Source organism: Shinella sp. (assembly GCF_052438155.1).
In the GTDB taxonomy this organism is placed as follows: Bacteria; Pseudomonadota; Alphaproteobacteria; order Rhizobiales; family Rhizobiaceae; genus Shinella.
On sequence record NZ_JBQVPI010000001.1, the window covers coordinates 652198 to 670834 of the forward strand.

Below are 18637 nucleotides of genomic sequence, written 5' to 3' on the forward strand. Positions count from 1 at the left end.
TGACACGTGACCGCTTTCGATTTTGGAATGGATGCCCGCGCCGTGCTTGCTGCGATGAAACGTTCGCAAGCGATCATCGAGTTCGACCTGACGGGCAAAATCTTGCATGCCAACGAGAATTTCCTGCAAGCCGTCGGCTACCAACTGTCGGAGATCGTCGGTCAGCATCACCGCATCTTCGTTGAACCGTCTGAAGCCAAATCGACGGACTACGCATCCTTCTGGGCCAGTCTCGCCGAGGGCCATTTCGACCAGCGCCAGTACAAGCGCATCGCCAAGGGCGGCCGCGAGATCTGGATCGAGGCATCCTACAATCCGGTCTTCCGCGGCAAGAAACCCTACAAGGTGGTGAAGTTCGCAACCGATATCACCGCGGCGAAGCAGAAAGCGCTGGAGGACGAGGGCAAACTCACGGCACTCGGTCGCGCGCAGGCGGTCATCGAATTTTCGCCGAAGGGCGATATCCTGACGGCGAACCAGAACTTCCTGTCGGCGCTTGGCTATGACCTGTCCGAAATCGTCGGCCGCCATCATTCGCTGTTTTGCGCGGCGGACTATGCAGCGAGCGCGGAGTACAAGCGTTTCTGGCAAAGGCTGGCCGAAGGTCACTTTGTTTCCGACCAGTTCACCCGCATCGCAAAGGGTGGCGGCAAGATCCACATCCAGGCCTCCTACAACCCGATCTTCGATGCCGACGGCAAGGTGTTCAAGGTGGTGAAGTTCGCCACCGACATGACGCAGCGCGTGCAGGCGATCGAGGAGATCGGCGCGGGTCTTGGGCGGCTTGCCGAATGCAATATCCGCATGACGATCGACAGCCAGTTCGTGCCCGAATTCGAGCCGCTGCGCCGCGACTTCAACAACGCGATCAGCGCGTTCCAGGAAACCCTGTCGCAGGTACTTGACCAGACGCATATGCAAAACCGCAGTGGCCAGGACATGCGCAAGGCTGCGGAGGATCTTTCCGAGCGCACCCGCCGGCAGGCTGTCGCCCTCGAAGAGACGGCTGCAGCATTGACGCAGGCGACCGTCGCCGTGCGCTCTTCGACCGATCGCACACGGGAAACCCGCAAGCTCGTGCAGGATGCCCGTGCCTCCGCCAACACCTCTGCCAATGTCGTGAACGACACGGTGAGCGCCATGCAGCGGATCGAGTCCGCCTCGAGCGAGATCAGCCAGATCATCGGCGTCATCGACGAGATCGCCTTCCAGACCAATCTCTTGGCGCTCAATGCCGGCGTCGAGGCGGCGCGTGCCGGCGAGGCCGGTCGCGGCTTTGCGGTCGTGGCCCAGGAAGTGCGCGAGCTTGCGCAGCGCTCGGCCAAGGCCGCCCGCGAGATCAAGACACTGATCACCAATTCCAGCGCCGAGGTTCAGGATGGCGTGCGTCTTGTCGGCGAGACGGGCCGGGCGCTGCGTGAAATCGGAAACTTTGTCGAAGAGATCGACCACAATGTCGATGCCATCGCGACGTCTGCCGCCGAGCAGGCGAGCGGGCTGGAGGAAATCAGCGCTGCCGTGAGCGACGTGGACCGGATCACCCAGGAAAACGCTGCCATGGTGGAGCACACGACGTCCACCAGCCAGTCGCTTGCCGAAGGCGCGATAACGCTGAGCGAGTTGGTGAACCGCTTCCAGCTCAATCGCCGTGCCCTTCGCCGTGACGGAAGCGAAATCTGGACACCGCAAGAACGTGCCGCCCGTCTCGGAGGCATGCGCAAGGCCTCCTGATACCCCGATGACGGGGCCGTTTGGCGGTCCCGTCAGACCTTTTCGACGAAGCCGTCCAGCACGCGCTTCTGGCCGGCGCGGTCGAAATCGATCGTCAGCTTGTTGCCTTCGATCGCCGCCACATTGCCATTGCCGAACTTGGTGTGAAAAACGCGGTCGCCGACGGAAAATTTCGACGGTTCGGTCGTGGTCGACTTTGCCACCAGTTCACCGTCGATGGTGCGCGAGCGCGGCCCGGATTCGCCGTAGCCGATGCGCTCCACGGCATGTCCGGAGCGGGAACCCCAGTTATCGCGGGTCGCATCCGTGCGGTTCGTCTGCGCACGGCGCCAGCCGGGTGTCGAATAGCTGTTCTGGAACGGCTCCTGCTTGTCGAAGCGCGACTGGCCATAACCACCGCGGCCGTAACCGCCATAGGATTGCTCGACCTCGGCCACTTCGACATGCGCTTCCGGCAGTTCGTCCAGGAAGCGCGACGGCAGCGTTGATTGCCAGAGGCCGTGGATGCGGCGGTTCGAGACGAACCAGATGTGGCAGCGCCGTTTGGCGCGCGTAATGCCGACATAGGCGAGGCGGCGTTCCTCCTCCAGACCGTTGCGGCCGCCCTCGTCGAGTGCGCGCTGGTGCGGGAACAGGCCTTCCTCCCAGCCGGGCAGGAAGACGGTCTCGAATTCGAGGCCCTTGGCCGAGTGCAGCGTCATGATCGAGACGGCGTCGAGTTCGGCGTTCTGCTCGGCATCCATGACGAGCGATACGTGGTCCAGGAAGCCGCGCAGCGACTCGAAGGCCTCCATCGAGCGGATGAGTTCTTTCAGGTTTTCAAGGCGTCCCGGGGCTTCGGCAGACTTGTCTGCCTGCCACATGGCGGTATAGCCGCTCTCGTCGAGAACCTTCTCGGCAAGATCGGTATGCGGCGTGGTTTCCAGAAGCGACTGCCAGCGGCGGAAATCGGTGACGACGTCGAAAAGCGCCTTGCGCGCCTTGGGCTTCAGCTCGTCCGTCTCGATGATATCCGCGGCGGCGGCCAGCATGGGGATGTCGCGGGCGCGGGCATAGTCGTGCAGGTTGCGGATCGTCGTATCGCCGAGGCCGCGCTTCGGTGTGTTGACGATGCGCTCGAAGGCGAGGTCGTCGGCCGGCTGGCTGACGAGGCGGAGATAGGCCATGGCATCGCGGATCTCGAGCCGCTCATAGAAGCGCGGGCCGCCGATGACACGGTAGTTCAGGCCGAGTGTGACGAACCGGTCTTCGAATTCGCGCATCTGGAAGGAGGCGCGCACGAGGATCGCCATGTCGTTGAGCTTGTGTTGCTTGCGCTGGAGCTGCTCGATTTCCTCGCCGACGGCACGGGCTTCCTCTTCGGAGTCCCATGCCGCATGCACCACGACCTTGTCGTCGTCCGGATCTTGGCGATCGGTGAAGAGCGTCTTGCCGAGGCGATCCTCGTTGTGCGCGATCAAATGGCCGGCGGTGCCAAGAATGTGGGCGGTCGAGCGGTAGTTGCGCTCCAGCTTGACGACCTTGGCGCCGGGAAAATCCTTCTCGAAGCGCAGGATGTTGTCCACTTCCGCACCACGCCAGCCATAGATCGACTGGTCGTCGTCACCGACGCAGCAGACGTTCTGCGGCGTGCCCTTGGGGCGCTGCGCCAGCAGGCGCAGCCACATGTACTGGGCGGTGTTGGTATCCTGGTATTCGTCGACGAGGATGTAGCGGAATTTCTGGTGATACTCGGCCAGCACGTCCGGATTGGCGCGGAACATGCGGATCGGGTGCAGCAGCAGGTCGCCGAAGTCGCAGGCGTTCAGTGTCTTCAGGCGGTTCTGGTAGGCGATGTAGAGTTCGCGGCCCTTGCCGTTGGCGAAGGCACGGGCGTCACCCTCCGGGATCTGTGCCGGGTCGAGGCCCTTGTTCTTCCAGCCGTCGATCATGCCGGCGAACTGTTTGGCCGGCCAACGCTTGTCGTCGATGCCCTCGGCCTGGAGAATCTGCTTGATCAGGCGCACCACGTCATCGGTGTCGAGGATCGAAAAATCCGAGCGCAGGCCGACGAGTTCGGCATGACGGCGCAGCAGCTTGACCCCGATGGAGTGGAACGTGCCAAGCCAGGGCATGCCCTCGACGGCACCGCCGACGAGAAGCCCGATGCGCTCCTTCATCTCGCGCGCCGCCTTGTTGGTGAAGGTCACGGCAAGCAGCTGGCTGGGGAAGGCGCGGCCGGTGGCGAGGATATGGGCGATGCGCGTCGTCAGCACGCGCGTCTTGCCCGTGCCGGCGCCGGCGAGCACCAGAAGGGGTCCGTCGACCGTCTCCACCGCCTCGCGCTGCTCGGGATTGAGGCCGGAAAGATAGTCCGGCGCCCGGCCGGAATCCCGGGCCGCCATGGCGCGCGCAGCAATGCCGCCGCCGGCCGGCTTCGCCGGCGCTACGGGTTTTTTGGCGAGCTGCGGGTCTTCATCGAAGAAGGGAATGTCGTCGTAACCGCTGATCATGCGGCTCAATGTAGTGATTCGGGTCCGAAAGACCAGTTTTCTGTTCTGCTTTTATTCCATACGGGGAAACGGAAACCGAAAGATTGTGGAAAGTCGCGTTTGTTCAGGCCTTTGTGCGGTCGGCATCGAAGGCGCTGTCCACGGGCAGTTGAAGGGCCGTGGCAAGCTGGTTCGTCTTGCCGGCGAGCGAGACGATGGCGAGCAGTTCGGCATGTTGCGCATCCGTCATGCCCTTCGCCTTGGCGGCGGCGGTGTGGGAGTGAACGCAGTAGCTGCAACCGTTCGTCACCGAAACGGCGATATAGAGCATTTCCTTGACCAGCGGGTCGAGCGTCGACGGTGTCGCCATCACGGCCTTCACCTCGGTCCAGGTGCGCTCCAGCAGTGCGGGATCGAAGGCGAGGTAGCGCCACATATTGTTGACGAAATCCGACTTGCGGGTGGTGCGGATATCGTCGAACACCGCCTTGACGCGCGGATCGGCTTCGACGTCTTCGGCGGGCTTGACGGTGCTCATGGTTTTCTCCTGAAGGAAGGGCCGGCGGAAAGACCGCCGGCCGATGTCGTTTAGACCAGCGCGATGACGCGGGACGGGCCACCCGTGCCGCCCCGCACCTTCGGCGCACCGACGATGAGCGTTGCGCCCTTGGCCGGAAGCTGGTCCAGATTGGCGGCAGCTTCAAGCCCCCAATGGCCGGAGGCTAGCCAGGCATAGTGCGTGGCGAAGTCCGGCGAGATGCCGTAGTCGAGCGACAACGTATCGACGGCGATGCCGACGGCGCTCGAATTTTCCGCCAGATACTGCACGGCTTCGACATGGAAGCCGGGGAAGTGCATCTTGCCCTCGGCATCGGCATTGCGGAATTTTTCGGTACCGAGATGTTTGTCCCAGCCGGAGAGGAGCGCCACGCAGGCCTTTTCCGGCAGGTCGCCATTGGTGGCAATCCACGCCTTGATGTCATCCGGCGTCAATTGCGCATCCGGGTTGGCATCGGCCTTCGCGCGGATGTCGATGACGGCAAGCGGTACGACGAGGTCGGAGACCGGTATTTCGGCGACCGACTTGCCGTCTTCGGAAAAGTGCAGCGGCGCATCGAGATGCGTGCCGGTATGCTCGTTCACACGCAGTTCGAACAGATTGAACTTGTGTTCCTTATAATTGAACTTCTGCTCGCGCCAGAACTGCTGCTGTCCGAAAAAGGTCGGAAACTCCTCGTAGAGTTCGTGGGTTAGATCTGTGGCCTTCGTCGGTGCCTGAGCCAAAGCCGGGCTAAGTACGCCGGAACTGGCGGCGGCAACGGTTGCCGCTCCCGCTGCGGCGGCGCGAAAAAAGTTTCTTCTCGAAAGCATGCGGTTCTTGACGGATTCGATGACGCAGGCGTCACACATGGATTTTCCCCCTGTTGGTCAATGCGTTGATGAAAGAATACTGAAATAGGCTTGGCCACGCGGGCCGTGGAAAAGGTATCACAAGCGCAAGGATGGTCCAGTCATGACCATGCTCGCCAAAGGAGCGGGGAGGGAAGATTTCTCCACGTTTTCTTACAATTTGGTAACAGAGCGGCCCGCCAATCTTACATTTCGGTAATGATCGGGTTCTTTCATTGCCGGTTCATTTCCAAAGCAGGATACTTGCTCTATGCCGCACCTCGACAGGTGTCGGTTCGCTTTCATCGGAGAGAGATTGCATGCGGGTTTGGAAACAGCTCCTCATAAGCCTTGGCGTCATTTCGGCCGGGGTTTTGCTCTGGGGCCGCTTCGTGCCTGGGGCAAACGACATGCTCAAGGCCGCGGGCCTGCCGGGCACGCTCGTTGCCGTGATCGCGCCTGCGAGCGAGGGGCAGGCGGAAGGTGGACAGCAGGGCGGCCGGCGCGGCGGCTTCGGCGGCGGGCCGGTGCTCGTTGCCACGAAACCCGTCGCCATGGCCGTGGTCAACGACCGGCTCAATGCGATTGGCGATGGCGAAGCGATCCGCACCGTCACTGTAACGCCCTATGCGACCGGCAACCTGACGGAAGTCCTGGTCAAATCCGGTGAACGGGTAGAGCAGGGGCAGGTCATCGCCCGTCTCGACAGTGATGAACAACGCATCGCCGCCGACCAGGCGCGTGTGGCGCGAGAGAGCGCGGAGCAGAAGCTGAAGCGTATCCAGAACCTCAAGTCCTCCATGAGCACGGCGGAATTGCAGGATGCCGAAACCGCAGTGAAGGCGGCTGAACTGGTGCTGCAGAATGCCGAACTGACGCTGCGCCGGCGTGATATCATTGCGCCCTATGGCGGTGTGGTCGGCATTATCTCGGTCAATTCCGGCGATTATGTCACGACGTCGAGCCCGATTGCCGTCATTGACGACCGTTCGGAAATCCTCGTCGATTTCTGGGTGCCGGAGCGTTTTGCAACGAGCGTGCGTGTTGGCGGCGATATCACCGCGACGGCCGTGGCGCGGCCGGGCGAAACCTTCTCGGGCGAGGTACAGGCGATCGACAACCGCATCGACCAGGAAAGCCGCACCCTTCGCGTGCGCGCCCGCATCGACAATCCCGAGGATGTGTTGCGCGCCGGCATGTCCTTTCAGGTCAACATGCTCTTCGCCGGCGACCTCTATCCGAGCGTCGATCCGCTTTCGGTGCAGTGGAGTTCGGACGGTTCCTATATCTGGCGGGTAAACGGCGAGAAGGTCGAGCGCGTGCCGGTCCATATCGTCCAGCGCAACCCCGACAAGGTTTTGGTGAAGGCAGCACTTGCCGAGGGTGACCAGGTCGTCACCGAAGGCGTGCAGACGTTGCGTCCCGGCGGCGCGGTGCGCACCGCCGAGCAGGACCGGCAGGCGACGCCCGCCGTTGCGGAGGGCTCGTAATGTCGGGGGACGCGAACGGGCTCGGTACGTCCGGCAAGGCGGGGTTCACCGCGCTCTTCATCCGCCGGCCGATTTTCGCCCTCGTGCTCAACACTTTGATCGTCGTCGCCGGCCTCGCCGCCTTCAACGGCGTGGAAATCCGCGAACTGCCCTCCGTCGATCAGCCGGTGATCAGTGTGTCCACCGAGTTCGAGGGCGCCTCGCCGGAGACGGTCGACCGCGAATTGACGGACGTTGTCGAGGGTGCCGTCTCGCGTGTGCAGGGCATCAAGGACATTTCCTCGCAGTCCTCCTTCGGCCGCAGCCGCGTTACCCTGCAATTTTCCGACACGACGGACGTCAACCAGGCGGCGAATGACGTGCGCGACGCGCTCGGCCGCGTGTCGAACCAGTTGCCTGACGGCGCCGATGAACCACGCGTCGTCAAGGCGGACGCCGACAGCCAGCCGATCATGCGCCTGGCGCTGACCTCCGACACCCAGTCGCTGGAAGACCTGACGCTGCTTGCCGAAAACGAGATTACCGACAGGCTTGCCTCCGTCGAGGGCGTCGCGGACGTCGCCGTTTACGGCGATCAGGAGAAGATTTTTCGCGTAGACGTCGACCAGTCGAAGCTGGCGGCGCGCGGCATTACGGTGGCGGACCTGCGCAATGCGCTGGCGACCGCATCCTTCGACGTGCCCGCTGGGTCGCTGAAGAGCCAGAGCCAGGACATCACGGTGCGCGCGACCGCGGACCTCACCACGCCGGCCGACTTCGAAAACCTGATGGTCAAGAACCGGGTGCGCCTCGGCGATATCGCCATGGTGACATTGGGACCGGACGAGGGCTCCACCGCGCTGCGTTCGAACGGGCGGCAGGGCATCGGGCTCGGCATCATCCGCCAGGCGCAGTCGAACACGCTCGATATTTCAACCGGCGTGAAGCAGATGGTGGCGCAGTTCGGCACCATCCTGCCGGAAGGCACCGAAATAAAGATTACCAGCGACGACGCCGTCTTCATCGAGGGCGCAATCCACGAGGTGGAGATCGCGCTGGTCGTTGCGGTGCTGATCGTGACGCTCGTCATCTACCTCTTCCTGCTCGACTGGCGGGCGACGCTGATCCCGACGATCAGCATGCCGATCGCGCTGATCGGTACGATCGCGGCGATCTACATGGCCGGCTTCTCCGTCAACATCCTGACGCTGCTCGCCATTGTCCTGGCGACCGGCCTTGTGGTGGACGACGCCATCGTGGTGCTGGAAAACATCGTGCGCCGGCGGGCGGAGGGGTTGCAGCCGCGCGCGGCGGCGATCCTCGGCACGCTGGAAGTGTTCTTCGCCGTGATTGCGACGACGGCGACGCTTGCCGCCGTCTTCATCCCGCTCTCCTTCCTGCCGGGCCAGGCTGGGCGGCTTTTTCGCGAATTCGGCTTCGTGCTGGCCTTTGCCATTCTGCTTTCTTCCTTCGTGGCGCTGACATTGTGCCCGATGCTCGCCTCCCGCATGCTGACCAAGGACATGACGCACGCGCATACGGGCGTGCTTGCCCGCATCGGCGGCGCGGCCTCGCGCTTCTATCGCTCGACATTGAGCGCCTGCCTCGGTGCGCCCTTCATCGTCTTCATCGTAGCGCTACTCTTCACTGTGGCCGGGGCGACCTCCTTCTTCACCATCAAGTCCGAGCTGACGCCGAGCGAGGACCGCTCCATGGTGATGCTGCGCGTGAATGCGCCGCAGGGCGTGTCGCTCGAATACGCGCAGGACCAGATGAAGCTGATCGAGAACAAGCTTCGTCCGCTCTATGACAGCGGGGAGATCGTCAACATCTTCTCGATCTCCGGGCAGGGCGGGTCTTCGAACAGCGGCTTCATGGTGCTGACGCTGGCACCCTGGAGCGAGCGCGAGCGCGCGCAGCAGCAGATCGTGCAGGATATCAACCAGGCGGTCGCGACCGTGCCTTCGGTGCGCACCTTCGCCATGCAGCCGAACAGTCTCGGCATCCGCGGCGCCGGCAACGGCCTCCAGGTTGCTCTCGTCGGCAACAACTATACCAAGCTCGGCAATGCCGCGGCCGAACTCGTGCGCAAGATCGAAGACAGCGGCCGCTTCCAGAACGTGCGCCTGAACTATGAGGCCAACCAGGCGCAGCTATCGGTGACGATCGACCGCGAACGCGCCGCCGACCTCGGCATCGACATTACCGGCCTTTCGACCGCCTTGCAGGCGATGCTGGAAGGCACGAGCGTCGTCGACATCTATGTCGAGGGGCAGGCCTATCCCGTAAAACTCTCCTCGACGACCCAGCCGATCAACGATCCGATGGACCTAGAAAACATCTTCCTGAAGACTGGCGACGGCAAGATCGTGCCGATGTCGTCCATCGCCTCGCTTGAAGAGAAGGCCGTTGCGCCGCAGCTTTCGCGCGAGCAGCAGTTGCGTGCCGTCTCGCTCTCGGCCGGCCTCAAGGATGGCCTTGCACTCGGCGATGCGCTGGCAATGGTGCAGGAGATGGCCGAGCCTTTGCTGCCGGAAGGCTCGCGCCTGATGCCGATGGCGGAAGCAGCGACCCTGCAGGAGAATTCGAGCGGCCTTGCCGTCACCTTCGGCTTCGCCCTCATCATCATCTTCCTCGTGCTGGCCGCGCAGTTCGAGAGCTTCGTCAGCGCCATCATCATCATGGTGACGGTGCCGCTCGGGCTTGCCTGCGCCGTCTTCGCAATGATCCTGACGGGTACGACGCTCAATATCTACAGCCAGATCGGGCTCGTCCTGCTTGTCGGCATCATGGCAAAGAACGGCATTCTGATCGTCGAGTTTGCCAACCAGCTGCGCGATCGCGGACAGGATATCCGCAGCGCCATCGAAAACGCCTCGAACATCCGCCTGCGCCCGGTCATGATGACGATGATCGCGACCGTCGTCGGTGCGGTGCCGCTGGTGCTGGCAAGCGGCGCGGGTGCGGAGGCGCGTGTCTCACTCGGCTGGGTGCTCGTCGGCGGCCTCGGCCTTGCGACGGTCGTCACGCTTTACCTGACACCCGTCGCCTATCTGGTGATTGCCCGCTTTACCAGCCCGCATGCCGACGAGGAAAGGCGCCTTGCCGCCGAATTGCAGCACGCCGAGAGCCTTGCCAAGGGCGAAGGCAGCGCCCTGCCGCAGCCGGCGGAGTGACGGCCGGGCCGTTGCCGCCGGAAATGCGGGTGATCGGATATTGCTGCTGGACAGCCGGGCGTCAATTTGCTGAGTAACCCCCACAGGCAGTGAGGGTAAGACGATGGCATTGGCGGATATCAGGAGTGGCGCGCGCAACGAAAAGGGTATCGTTGAAATTCTGCCGCGTCTTGCCGAGCGTTTTGGCCCGCGTTTCCAGACGGGCGAGGCGATCCGCACCCAGCATGCGCACACCACGACCTATATCCCCGCCCAGCTTCCCGATGGTGTCGTTTTCGTCGAGACTGCCGAGGAGGTGAAGGCGATCGTCGGCCTCTGCGCAGAGCTGAAGGTGCCGGTCATTCCCTTCGGCACCGGTTCCTCGCTGGAGGGGCAGGTGAATGCGCCGCTCGGTGGCATCTCCATCGATTTCAGCAATATGAAGCGCGTGCTGGAGGTGAATGCCGAGGATCTCGATTGCACGGTCGAGCCGGGCATTACTCGCGAGGAGCTGAACACCTATCTGCGCGATACCGGCCTGTTCTTCCCGATCGATCCGGGCGCCAATGCGTCGATCGGCGGCATGACCTCGACGCGCGCCTCCGGCACAAATGCCGTTCGTTACGGCACGATGAAGGACAACGTGCTGGCCGTGACCGCCGTGACGGCCACCGGTGAGGAAATCCGCACCGCCCGTCGTGCGCGAAAATCGTCGGCGGGGTATGACCTGACACGCCTCTTCGTCGGTGCCGAGGGCACACTCGGCGTCTTGACCTCCGTCACGCTGCGGCTCCAGGGCATTCCATCTGTCATTGCCGGCGGCATTTGCGGCTTTCCGACTTTGAAGGACGCCTGCGATGCCGTGATCATGACGATCCAGCTCGGCATCCCCGTCGCGCGGATCGAACTGGTCAACACGCTGCAGATTAAGGCCTGCAACGCCTATTCGGGCCTCACCCTGCCGGAGCAGCCGACGCTGTTCGTGGAATTCCACGGCAATGCAGAGAGCGTTCGCCTGCAATCGGAAGAATTTGGCGAGATTGCCGCGGAATGCGGCGGCGGCGAATTTCAGTGGACTTCGGATGCCGAGGAGCGCGCGAAGCTGTGGAAGGCGCGGCACAATGTCTATTGGGCGGCGAAGGCGCTTCGGCCGGGTTATTCCGTCATCGCGACGGACGTCTGCGTGCCGATCTCCAGGCTCGCCGACTGCGTGGCGCAAACCGAGGCCGATATCGAGGAGCATGGCCTGCTGGCGCCGATCGTCGGGCATGCCGGCGACGGCAATTTCCATGTCAGCCTCGTCTTCGATGACAAGGATCCTGCCCATGTGGCCCAGGTCGAGGCCTTTGTCGGCCGGCTGAATGCCCGTGCGCTTGCCATGGACGGCACCTGCACCGGTGAACATGGTATAGGGCAGGGCAAACAATCCTTCCTGCCGGGCGAGCTTGGCGGCTCGGTTCTGCTCATGCAGCAGATCAAGCAGGCGCTCGATCCGGACAACATTCTGAACCCGGGCAAGATTTTTTCGACCCTCTAGCGGACGTTCGCGTTATCCTGACGGAACGAAACAGAATTCAAGGCAGGCTGCGTGCTTTCTAGGATCATGCTCTTCGTTGGCGGCTTGGTGGTCGTGGCGCTCTTTGCGGCGCTGCTTGCACCGCTTTTCGTCGACTGGACCAGCTTTCGGCAGGATTTCGAGCGCGAGGCGAGCCGCATCATGGGACGCCCCGTCACCGTGCACGGCAGCGTCGATGCGCGGCTGATCCCGTTTCCCTCGGTGACACTCAACGACGTGCGCGTCGGTGCACCGGACGATGGCAAGCCGTTGGTCGAAATCGCGCGCTTTTCCATGGATGCGGAACTGGCGCCGTTCCTGTCCGGCGAGGCACTGATCTTCGACATGCGCATCGAAGGCCCCAAGGCGCGTATCAAACTCTTCCAGGACGGCACGCTCGACTGGGCGCGCGGCCGGAAATCCGATATTCCGGCCCGCACCGTCATCCTCGAAAATGTCGAGATCAGCGGCGGCGAGATCGAGTTCGTTGACGAACAGACCGGCCGCACGCGCCATGTCACCGGGCTTGATGCGCAGATTTCGGCCAAGTCGCTGGGTGGCCCCTGGCGCATCGATGGCCGTGCGGCGCTCGATGGCGAGAGCGGCGCCTTCCAGCTTTCGAGCGGGCAACTGGAGAACGGTGCCCTCTCGATGCGCGCCCGCGTGGTGCCCGACCGGCTTTCCTTCACCGCCGATCTCGATGGAGCGCTGAAGGTCGTCGACTTCCGCCCACTCTACGACGGCGCCTTCACCCTGTCGGAAAAGCCGCGGCCGAAGGGTGATGGGTCGCCTGAACCGATCCGCGTTGCCGGCAAATTCGAGCTCTCCAACGAACGCATCCGCATCCCCGAATACCGGCTGGAAGCCGGGCCGCGTGACGATCCCTATATCGTCACGGGCGAGGCGACCCTTGATACCGGCCGCGCGCCGGAATTCCTGCTGATCGCCGATGGCCAGCAGATCGATGTCAGCCGCATCGGCAACAGCGGAGAGGCGGGCAAGACCGGCCGCAATCCGCAGGTCACCATCCGCCAGCGGCTTCAGGCGCTGCTCGCCCTTGCTGCCGATATCCCGATCCCGCAGGTCCCCGGGCGCGCGAGCCTCTTCCTGCCCGCGGTGGTGGTCGGCGATACGACGGTGCGGGAGGTTCGCCTCGACGTGAAGCCGGACGGCGACGGTTGGCAAATCGAGCGGGCGAATGCGCTTCTGCCCGGGCGCACAGCGCTCGAAGCAAAGGGCCGGCTGACGCTGCGGGAAAATCGTGGCTTCGTCGGCGATCTCCTGATTGCCTCGAGCCAGCCGTCGGGGCTCGCGACCTGGCTCGCCGGCTCCGTCGATCCGGAAATCCGCAAGTTGAAGACAGCCGGCTTCTCCGCGCAAGTGAACCTGACGGACGAGTTGCAGCGCTTCGAAAATCTCGAGATCGCGATTGGTGAAGCGTCTCTACTGGGTCGGCTGGAGCGGGAATCCCGCGCGGACGCGGCGCCGACCCTGTCGCTCCAGCTGCACGGCAACGAAGTCGAACTGGAATCCCTTCAGGCCCTGGTCGGCCTCGTCGCGGGCGATGCGTCGCTTTCGACGGTGCTGGAACATTCGATCGCGCTCGACATCAGGGCAGATCGTTTCAACGCCTTTGGCGAGACCGCCTCGGGCGTCAATGCCGCCCTTTCCGTCAAGGATGGCCTGCTGACGCTGAACCGGCTCAAGGTCGCCTCGCTGGAGGGAGCGGAACTGTCGGCAAGCGGCACGCTCGGGGGCACGCTTCTTGCGCCAAGTGCCGGGCTCGACATGACGGTGAAGGTGGCTGCGATGCGTCCCCTCGCGGACCTTCTGGCGCGGCATCTGCCGGCCCATCCCGTGCTCAGCCGCTTCGCCGCCAATGCCGGCTATTACGACAATGCTGATCTCGCCGTCCGGGCCGCAGTCTCCGGTGAAGACGAAGGCCCGGCGACCATCACGGTGAATGGTCCCGTCAATGAGGGCCGCGTCGAACTGAAACTGTCGGCCGCGACACTTGCCGATCTCCTGCGCGGCAGAAATTTCGAGCTGGATGGCAGCATCTTCAATCCGCAGTCCGTCGTGCTGGCCGGGCAGATCGGGCTCGATCCGCTGCCGTTCGATGCCGATCCGGATGCCAGCGTGACGTTCCGGGCCACGCAGCCGGAAGAGGGGCCGGCCGATGTCTCGGCCGCCTTCAATGCCGGCAACACATCGATTTCCGCGAAGGGCAAGGCCGCCCTGTCGGCGGAAAGCTTCCTGAGCGGTTCGCTCGCTCTTTCCGCCAAGAGCGACGATATCGAACCCTATCTGATGATGAACGCGATCGCCGTGCCGCAGGTGGGTGCCGGCTTGCCGCTGACCTTGCAGGCGACCGTGGCGACGAGCGTTGAGGCCATCGCGATCACCGATATTGTCGGCGAGGCCGACCGCAATGCCTTTTCCGGCGCGCTGACACTCGATCGAACGGCGGCGATGCTGAAAGGCGCGGGCGCGCTGCGCTTCGATACGATCGACTTCGCCTTCCTCGCCGAGGCGGTGGCAGGACCGGTGACGGATATGGTGGAAGGCGGGTTGAATGCCGCACCACTTGTACAGCCATTCCAGGATACTACCGACATATCCATTGCCCTGGGTGCTGGATCCTTCTGGCCGGGTCTTTATGGCGCAGTGGACGGTTTTGCGGGCAATCTCGTCTGGAAGGGCGGCGAACTGACGCTGACCGACATGGCCGGCGATTGGCTGGGCGGAAAATTGTCCGGCCGAATCAAGGTCGCCAATGCGGAGGAGAACGGGCTGTTCGAGGCGCGGGCCAAGCTTTCCGGTGCCGATCTTTCGAAAATCGTCTGGGCTAGCCCGCAGGGCACGGTTGCGACGGGCAAGGCGGATGTGACGCTTGCCATCGATGCTTCCGGCAAGAGCGTGCGTGCCATGGTCGAAGGTGCCAGCGGTTCGGGCGAGGTGCAGGTCTCCGACCTTGTTGTGAACGGGCTGGATACCGGCGCTTTGCCCGCGCTCCTTGCGGCAGCGGACCGCATCGACGGCGATATCACGGCGGAGCGCGTGGCGGATTTCGCGTCCGATGCCATTTTGAAGGGCAAGGCGGCTTTGGGAACAGTGCGCATTCCCTTTGCGCTCGCGGGCGGCAAGCTGCGTGTTCAGAGCGTCACCGCAGAGGATAGCCGCGCGGCGCTTGTCGGCGATGCGGATATCGATCTTGCCAATGATACGATGAGCGGAAAGCTGTCAGTCACCTACAAGGCCGGCGATGAAGCTCTTGCCGGCGCGGACCCCGAGGTCGCGCTCTCCTATCGTGGCCTTATCGAGGCGCCGGGTGTCGAACTCGACGTTCAGCCGCTTGCCAACTACCTGTCGCTTCGCCGTTTCGAGACGGAGCGCCGGCGTGTGGAGACGCTTCAGGCCAATGTGCTCGAGAAGCAGCGGTTGCGGCGCGAAGCTGCCCTTTACCGCTCGCGGACGGAGGCTCGGGCGGCACTTGCCGAGGCCATGCGTCTTCAGACGGAAGAGGAAGAGCGCCGCCGCGTCGAAGCGCGTAAACGCGCTGACGAGGAGCGCACGACTCGCGCGGCCGCGGAAGAGGCCGAACGGGTCCGCCGCAAGGCAGCAGATGACGCACGTCTTCTCCTGGAGGCACAGGAGCAAGCACGCCGCCTTGCCGAACAGCGTGCAGCCGAAGAGGCCAAAAGAGCGGAGGAAGAAGCGACACGCCGCCGACTGCCAGTATCGCCAGAGGACGGTGTCGAGCGTGGCGGCGAACTGCCGCCGCTTGACAGCGGTCAGAACCTGAATTTCGACTCGCTACCGGGCGTCAACTAGCAGGGGTATCGCCAACCTTCCGTTTCAGCCAGTCCAGCACATGGAGGCGGAGCGCCGAGGAAAGGTTACCCTCGACGCCGCGTGCGTCGTCGATTTCGCGAATGAGTGCTGCGACCGGGACGCCGAGTTCCTCGGCGATGGCCTTCAGCTCGTCGTGGAAGGCGGGTTCGAGCGAAAAGCTCGTGCGATGGCCGTGCAGCGTGGTGGAGTATTTGCGGATCATGCCCATCTTTATGCGTTGAGTCAGAGGATTGGCAGATCGAATCGCATTTTTCCGGCAAGGCTTTGAAAGCTCAGCCTTTATCCTCGTCGGGCCGCTCCAGGCGGCCCTGATCGAGGGTCTTTTGCGCTTTTTCGTTCAGCGAGCGTGTCAGCGTCTTCTCCGCCTTGGTGCGACCGAAGGCGACACGGTTCTGCTCGGCCTGCGTCTCTTTTTCGGAGCGCGCCTTCTGCTTGCGGAACTGTCGGAGATTGACGACGTCGCCGCTCATCGCGGGGCTCAGTTCTTCTTGCGGAAGGAATCGAGCGAGACGACCGAGCCACCCTTGTTGTTGTCGTCGCCATCGGTCGGGGGCGTCGGCTCTTCGGTGGTGTTGTCCTCGGTCTTTTCCGCGGCGGCAGGGTAGGCCGTGATCTCGGCGGAATGCTCTTCCTCTTCCTCTACGGCCGGAACGTCGAATTCCAGCTCGAAGCTGACCGACGGATCATAGAAGCCGCGGATGGCATTGAACGGAATGACGAGCTTTTCCGGCGTGTCGGAGAAGGACAGGCCGATCTCGAACAGGCTTTCTGTGACCTTCAGGTCCCAGAACTGGTGCTGGACGACGATGGTCATCTGCTCGGCATATTTTGCCTTGAGGTGCTGCGAGATGCGCACGCCGGGGGCATTGGTCAGGAAGGTAATGAAAAAATGATGCTCGCCGGGGAGATGCCCCGTGACCGCGACTTCGGACAAAACCTTGCGAATGACGCTCCGCAGCGCGTCCTGGGCGAGAATATCGTATCGAATGTGGTCTTGCGCCATCCGTTCCTGTCTTTCTTCCTGCCTTTGTATTCAGGCATTGCATTAGGGCATTTCTGCGAATCGCAAAATGCTCCATCCGTTGTTTCGACGCAATTGCGGCGGCAAAATCGCTATGCACTTTTGCCGGAATTGCTCCAGTCTCACGCCTTGCGACACGAGTCATCTGGCACAGCTATAGACCATTTCAAGAGATTGGAGAAGGTGAAGGCTTCTGTTGCCAGGTGCCTCCGAACCCCGCCTAAGAGTGCGACCCCTTAGGACTTGATTTGAAGTGTCACACCGCGATTAAGCAGCGAGACGAGCTTCCGCATAGTTGTCGTTTGCAACTACAAGTTTAGCCCGATAACGGTGGTACAATGCCGAGCAAAAAGTCGATCTTTACGCCCTTGTCGATCCTATTTCGCCCCCATCAAAAGCCGGTCCGTCAAACTGACCGGTTTTTGGTGGAGGCGCCGGGTACCGCCCCCGGGTCCAATGGGTTTATTACACCGCTCGTTTATTGCCGTAGCTGCCGAGGCAGCAACCTACATATAGGCATTCCCGGCGCCCAAGAAAAGGACTTTGTGACAGGAATTCGCAATTCGGTTCAGGCGGTTTCGGCAAGGGGTGGCGGCGTATCGGTCGTCCATTGCCTCTGGAATTCGGCAAGAGGCACGGGGCGGCCGAAATAGAACCCCTGGAAGGCGGTGCAGCCGAAGGATTTCAGCAGCAGGAGCTGTTCCTTCGTCTCGATACCCTCCGCGACCACGGAGAGCTCCAGCATGTTGGCTATATCGAAGATGCTTTTCAGGAGAAGGCGGTTGCGCTTGTTGCCCGGCGCGTCATGAACGAAGGACCGGTCGATCTTGATCTCGTGGATCGGCAGCTGGCGCAGGTGGCTGAGCGAGGAGTAGCCCGTGCCGAAATCATCGAGCGAGATGGTGATGCCGGCGGCGCGCAGCGCCCGCATCTTCTCGACGATCGCATCGACGTCCGTCGCCATCATGCTTTCGGTGAGTTCGAGCTTGAGCAGGGTCGGATCGATCTCGAGCGTGCGGATGCGGTTCAGCACCGCATCGACGAAATTTGCCTCCATGAACTGGTCGACGCTGACATTGACCGCGAGTTTCAGGCCGCTCGTGGCCTCTTCCTGCTGCCAGGCCACGAGCGTCTTGCAGGCTTGCGTCAGCACCCAGTCGCCGATGCGTGGCATCAGCCCGGCCTGTTCGGCAATGGGGATGAATTCGGCGGGCGAGACGTAGCCGCCACCCGGCCGCTTCCAGCGCAACAGCACCTCCGCACCCGTCGGCCCGCCGGTCTCGTCGACCTGCGGCTGGTAGAACAGCTCGAATTCGCGGTTGGTCAGCGCCGCCTTTATCTCCCGCACCTGGTCAAGGTCTCGGGCAAACTCCCGCTGCATCGCGTAAATACCGCCACACAGCATGGCGACGGCGATGATCGTGTTCACCCACGAGCCGTAGAGCCGGAAGTGATCGGCGATCGGCTGGGCGAAGGGCAGGGCGGCATTCGTGCTGGCGAAGACCACGAAGGCCGCGAGGCACAGCCCGACGATGACGAGTTGCAAGGCAGAGCTCTCGCGCCGGTAGTTGATGTAGCCGAGCAGTGCCAGAACGAGCAGGAAGAGGTGCGACACGCGCGGTGCCCCCTCACTCGGGACATCGAACAGCAGGCAGAAGACGACGGTTATGACGAAAAAGGAAATCTGCGAGAACAGGAGCGCTGCGGAAAACTGATGGCGGCGCGCCAGGATGAAGCTGACGAATGCGACCGTCACCACAGCGCAATCCATCACCACCAGCGACCAGGCCTGCATGACGGCGAAAACAATTGCCCAGCCCGCTGTCAGCATGCCCACGGCAAGCGTGGCCATGCTATAGGCAAGCCGGAACCTTTGCGAGTAGTCTTCAGCCTGCTTCACATGCGATAACCGTTCGTTGCAGTTTGGCGCGTTGGCCAGTCTCGTCGGTAAATCACTACCGGAAATTCCTTCAAAAAGTGCAAAAAAGCCA

12 protein-coding genes and 1 other RNA gene are annotated in these 18637 nt (G+C 62.8%); 5 read left to right on the top strand and 8 right to left on the bottom strand.

The window, feature by feature from the left end:
* Nucleotides 1-27 precede the first annotated feature (27 nt).
* A complete protein-coding gene (locus ACT6VE_RS03015; protein ID WP_444797445.1) occupies nt 28-1731 on the top strand; it encodes a methyl-accepting chemotaxis protein in 1704 nt (567 codons plus the stop codon).
* A gap of 32 nt (nt 1732-1763) precedes the next feature.
* On the opposite strand, the gene ACT6VE_RS03020 is transcribed toward ACT6VE_RS03015, so the two are convergent.
* The 3 genes from ACT6VE_RS03020 to ACT6VE_RS03030 form a co-directional block, all read right to left on the bottom strand.
* Complete coding sequence (locus tag ACT6VE_RS03020; protein WP_444797130.1) at nt 1764-4223, bottom strand: ATP-dependent helicase; 2460 nt, start codon at nt 4221-4223, stop codon at nt 1764-1766.
* A 103-nt stretch (nt 4224-4326) separates the two neighbouring features.
* The gene (locus tag ACT6VE_RS03025; protein ID WP_444797131.1) at nt 4327-4740 is read right to left on the bottom strand and encodes a carboxymuconolactone decarboxylase family protein; all 414 of its coding nucleotides are present in this window, start codon (nt 4738-4740) and stop codon (nt 4327-4329) included.
* Between the two features lie 50 nt (nt 4741-4790).
* Nucleotides 4791-5612, bottom strand: coding sequence for a cyclase family protein (locus ACT6VE_RS03030; RefSeq protein ID WP_444797132.1), 822 nt, complete (start codon nt 5610-5612; stop codon nt 4791-4793).
* A 299-nt stretch (nt 5613-5911) separates the two neighbouring features.
* On the opposite strand from ACT6VE_RS03030, the gene ACT6VE_RS03035 reads away from it, so the two are divergent.
* From ACT6VE_RS03035 to ACT6VE_RS03050, 4 genes are all read left to right on the top strand, one after another.
* Entirely contained in the window at nt 5912-7081 is a 1170-nt protein-coding gene (locus ACT6VE_RS03035; RefSeq protein WP_444797133.1) for an efflux RND transporter periplasmic adaptor subunit, read from the top strand.
* Nucleotides 7081-10236 (top strand): efflux RND transporter permease subunit, encoded by a 3156-nt coding sequence (locus ACT6VE_RS03040; RefSeq protein ID WP_444797134.1) that lies wholly within the window; start codon nt 7081-7083, stop codon nt 10234-10236. The genes ACT6VE_RS03035 and ACT6VE_RS03040 overlap by 1 nt, the downstream gene beginning before the upstream one ends.
* Before the next feature lie 103 nt (nt 10237-10339).
* Nucleotides 10340-11752, top strand: a complete 1413-nt coding sequence (locus ACT6VE_RS03045) for an FAD-binding oxidoreductase (protein ID WP_444797135.1) — start codon at nt 10340-10342, stop codon at nt 11750-11752.
* 51 nt (nt 11753-11803) lie between these two features.
* On the top strand, nt 11804-15604 hold the full coding sequence (locus tag ACT6VE_RS03050; protein ID WP_444797136.1) for an AsmA family protein: 3801 nt from the start codon (nt 11804-11806) through the stop codon (nt 15602-15604).
* On the opposite strand, the gene ACT6VE_RS03055 is transcribed toward ACT6VE_RS03050, so the two are convergent.
* From ACT6VE_RS03055 to ACT6VE_RS03075, 5 genes are all read right to left on the bottom strand, one after another.
* Nucleotides 15597-15827 (bottom strand): ribbon-helix-helix domain-containing protein, encoded by a 231-nt coding sequence (locus ACT6VE_RS03055; RefSeq protein WP_444797137.1) that lies wholly within the window; start codon nt 15825-15827, stop codon nt 15597-15599. The two genes, ACT6VE_RS03050 and ACT6VE_RS03055, sit on opposite strands and share 8 nt — an antisense overlap.
* A 70-nt stretch (nt 15828-15897) precedes the next feature.
* Nucleotides 15898-16095 (bottom strand): DUF4169 family protein, encoded by a 198-nt coding sequence (locus ACT6VE_RS03060; RefSeq protein ID WP_444797138.1) that lies wholly within the window; start codon nt 16093-16095, stop codon nt 15898-15900.
* 8 nt (nt 16096-16103) lie between these two features.
* The gene (locus ACT6VE_RS03065) at nt 16104-16628 is read right to left on the bottom strand and encodes an SspB family protein (protein WP_444797139.1); all 525 of its coding nucleotides are present in this window, start codon (nt 16626-16628) and stop codon (nt 16104-16106) included.
* Between the two features lie 200 nt (nt 16629-16828).
* Nucleotides 16829-17188, bottom strand: a transfer-messenger RNA (tmRNA) gene (ssrA, locus tag ACT6VE_RS03070).
* Between the two features lie 26 nt (nt 17189-17214).
* Nucleotides 17215-18546: a putative bifunctional diguanylate cyclase/phosphodiesterase gene (locus tag ACT6VE_RS03075; protein WP_444797140.1), complete on the bottom strand. Its 1332-nt coding sequence runs from the start codon at nt 18544-18546 to the stop codon at nt 17215-17217.
* Between the last annotated feature and the right edge of the window lie 91 nt (nt 18547-18637).

Excerpts from the sequence above, each read along its gene's own strand:
- ACT6VE_RS03030 (WP_444797132.1), bottom strand. The coding sequence starts at position 5,612 with ATGTGTGACGCCTGCGTCATCGAATCCGTCAAGAACCGCATGCTTTCG.
- ACT6VE_RS03025 (WP_444797131.1), bottom strand. The coding sequence starts at position 4,740 with ATGAGCACCGTCAAGCCCGCCGAAGACGTCGAAGCCGATCCGCGCGTC.
- ACT6VE_RS03060 (WP_444797138.1), bottom strand. The coding sequence starts at position 16,095 with ATGAGCGGCGACGTCGTCAATCTCCGACAGTTCCGCAAGCAGAAGGCG.
- ACT6VE_RS03035 (WP_444797133.1), top strand. The coding sequence starts at position 5,912 with ATGCGGGTTTGGAAACAGCTCCTCATAAGCCTTGGCGTCATTTCGGCC.
- ACT6VE_RS03020 (WP_444797130.1), bottom strand. The coding sequence starts at position 4,223 with ATGATCAGCGGTTACGACGACATTCCCTTCTTCGATGAAGACCCGCAG.
- ACT6VE_RS03065 (WP_444797139.1), bottom strand. The coding sequence starts at position 16,628 with ATGGCGCAAGACCACATTCGATACGATATTCTCGCCCAGGACGCGCTG.
- ACT6VE_RS03055 (WP_444797137.1), bottom strand. The coding sequence starts at position 15,827 with ATGATCCGCAAATACTCCACCACGCTGCACGGCCATCGCACGAGCTTT.
- ACT6VE_RS03045 (WP_444797135.1), top strand. The coding sequence starts at position 10,340 with ATGGCATTGGCGGATATCAGGAGTGGCGCGCGCAACGAAAAGGGTATC.
- ACT6VE_RS03040 (WP_444797134.1), top strand. The coding sequence starts at position 7,081 with ATGTCGGGGGACGCGAACGGGCTCGGTACGTCCGGCAAGGCGGGGTTC.
- ACT6VE_RS03015 (WP_444797445.1), top strand. The coding sequence starts at position 28 with ATGGATGCCCGCGCCGTGCTTGCTGCGATGAAACGTTCGCAAGCGATC.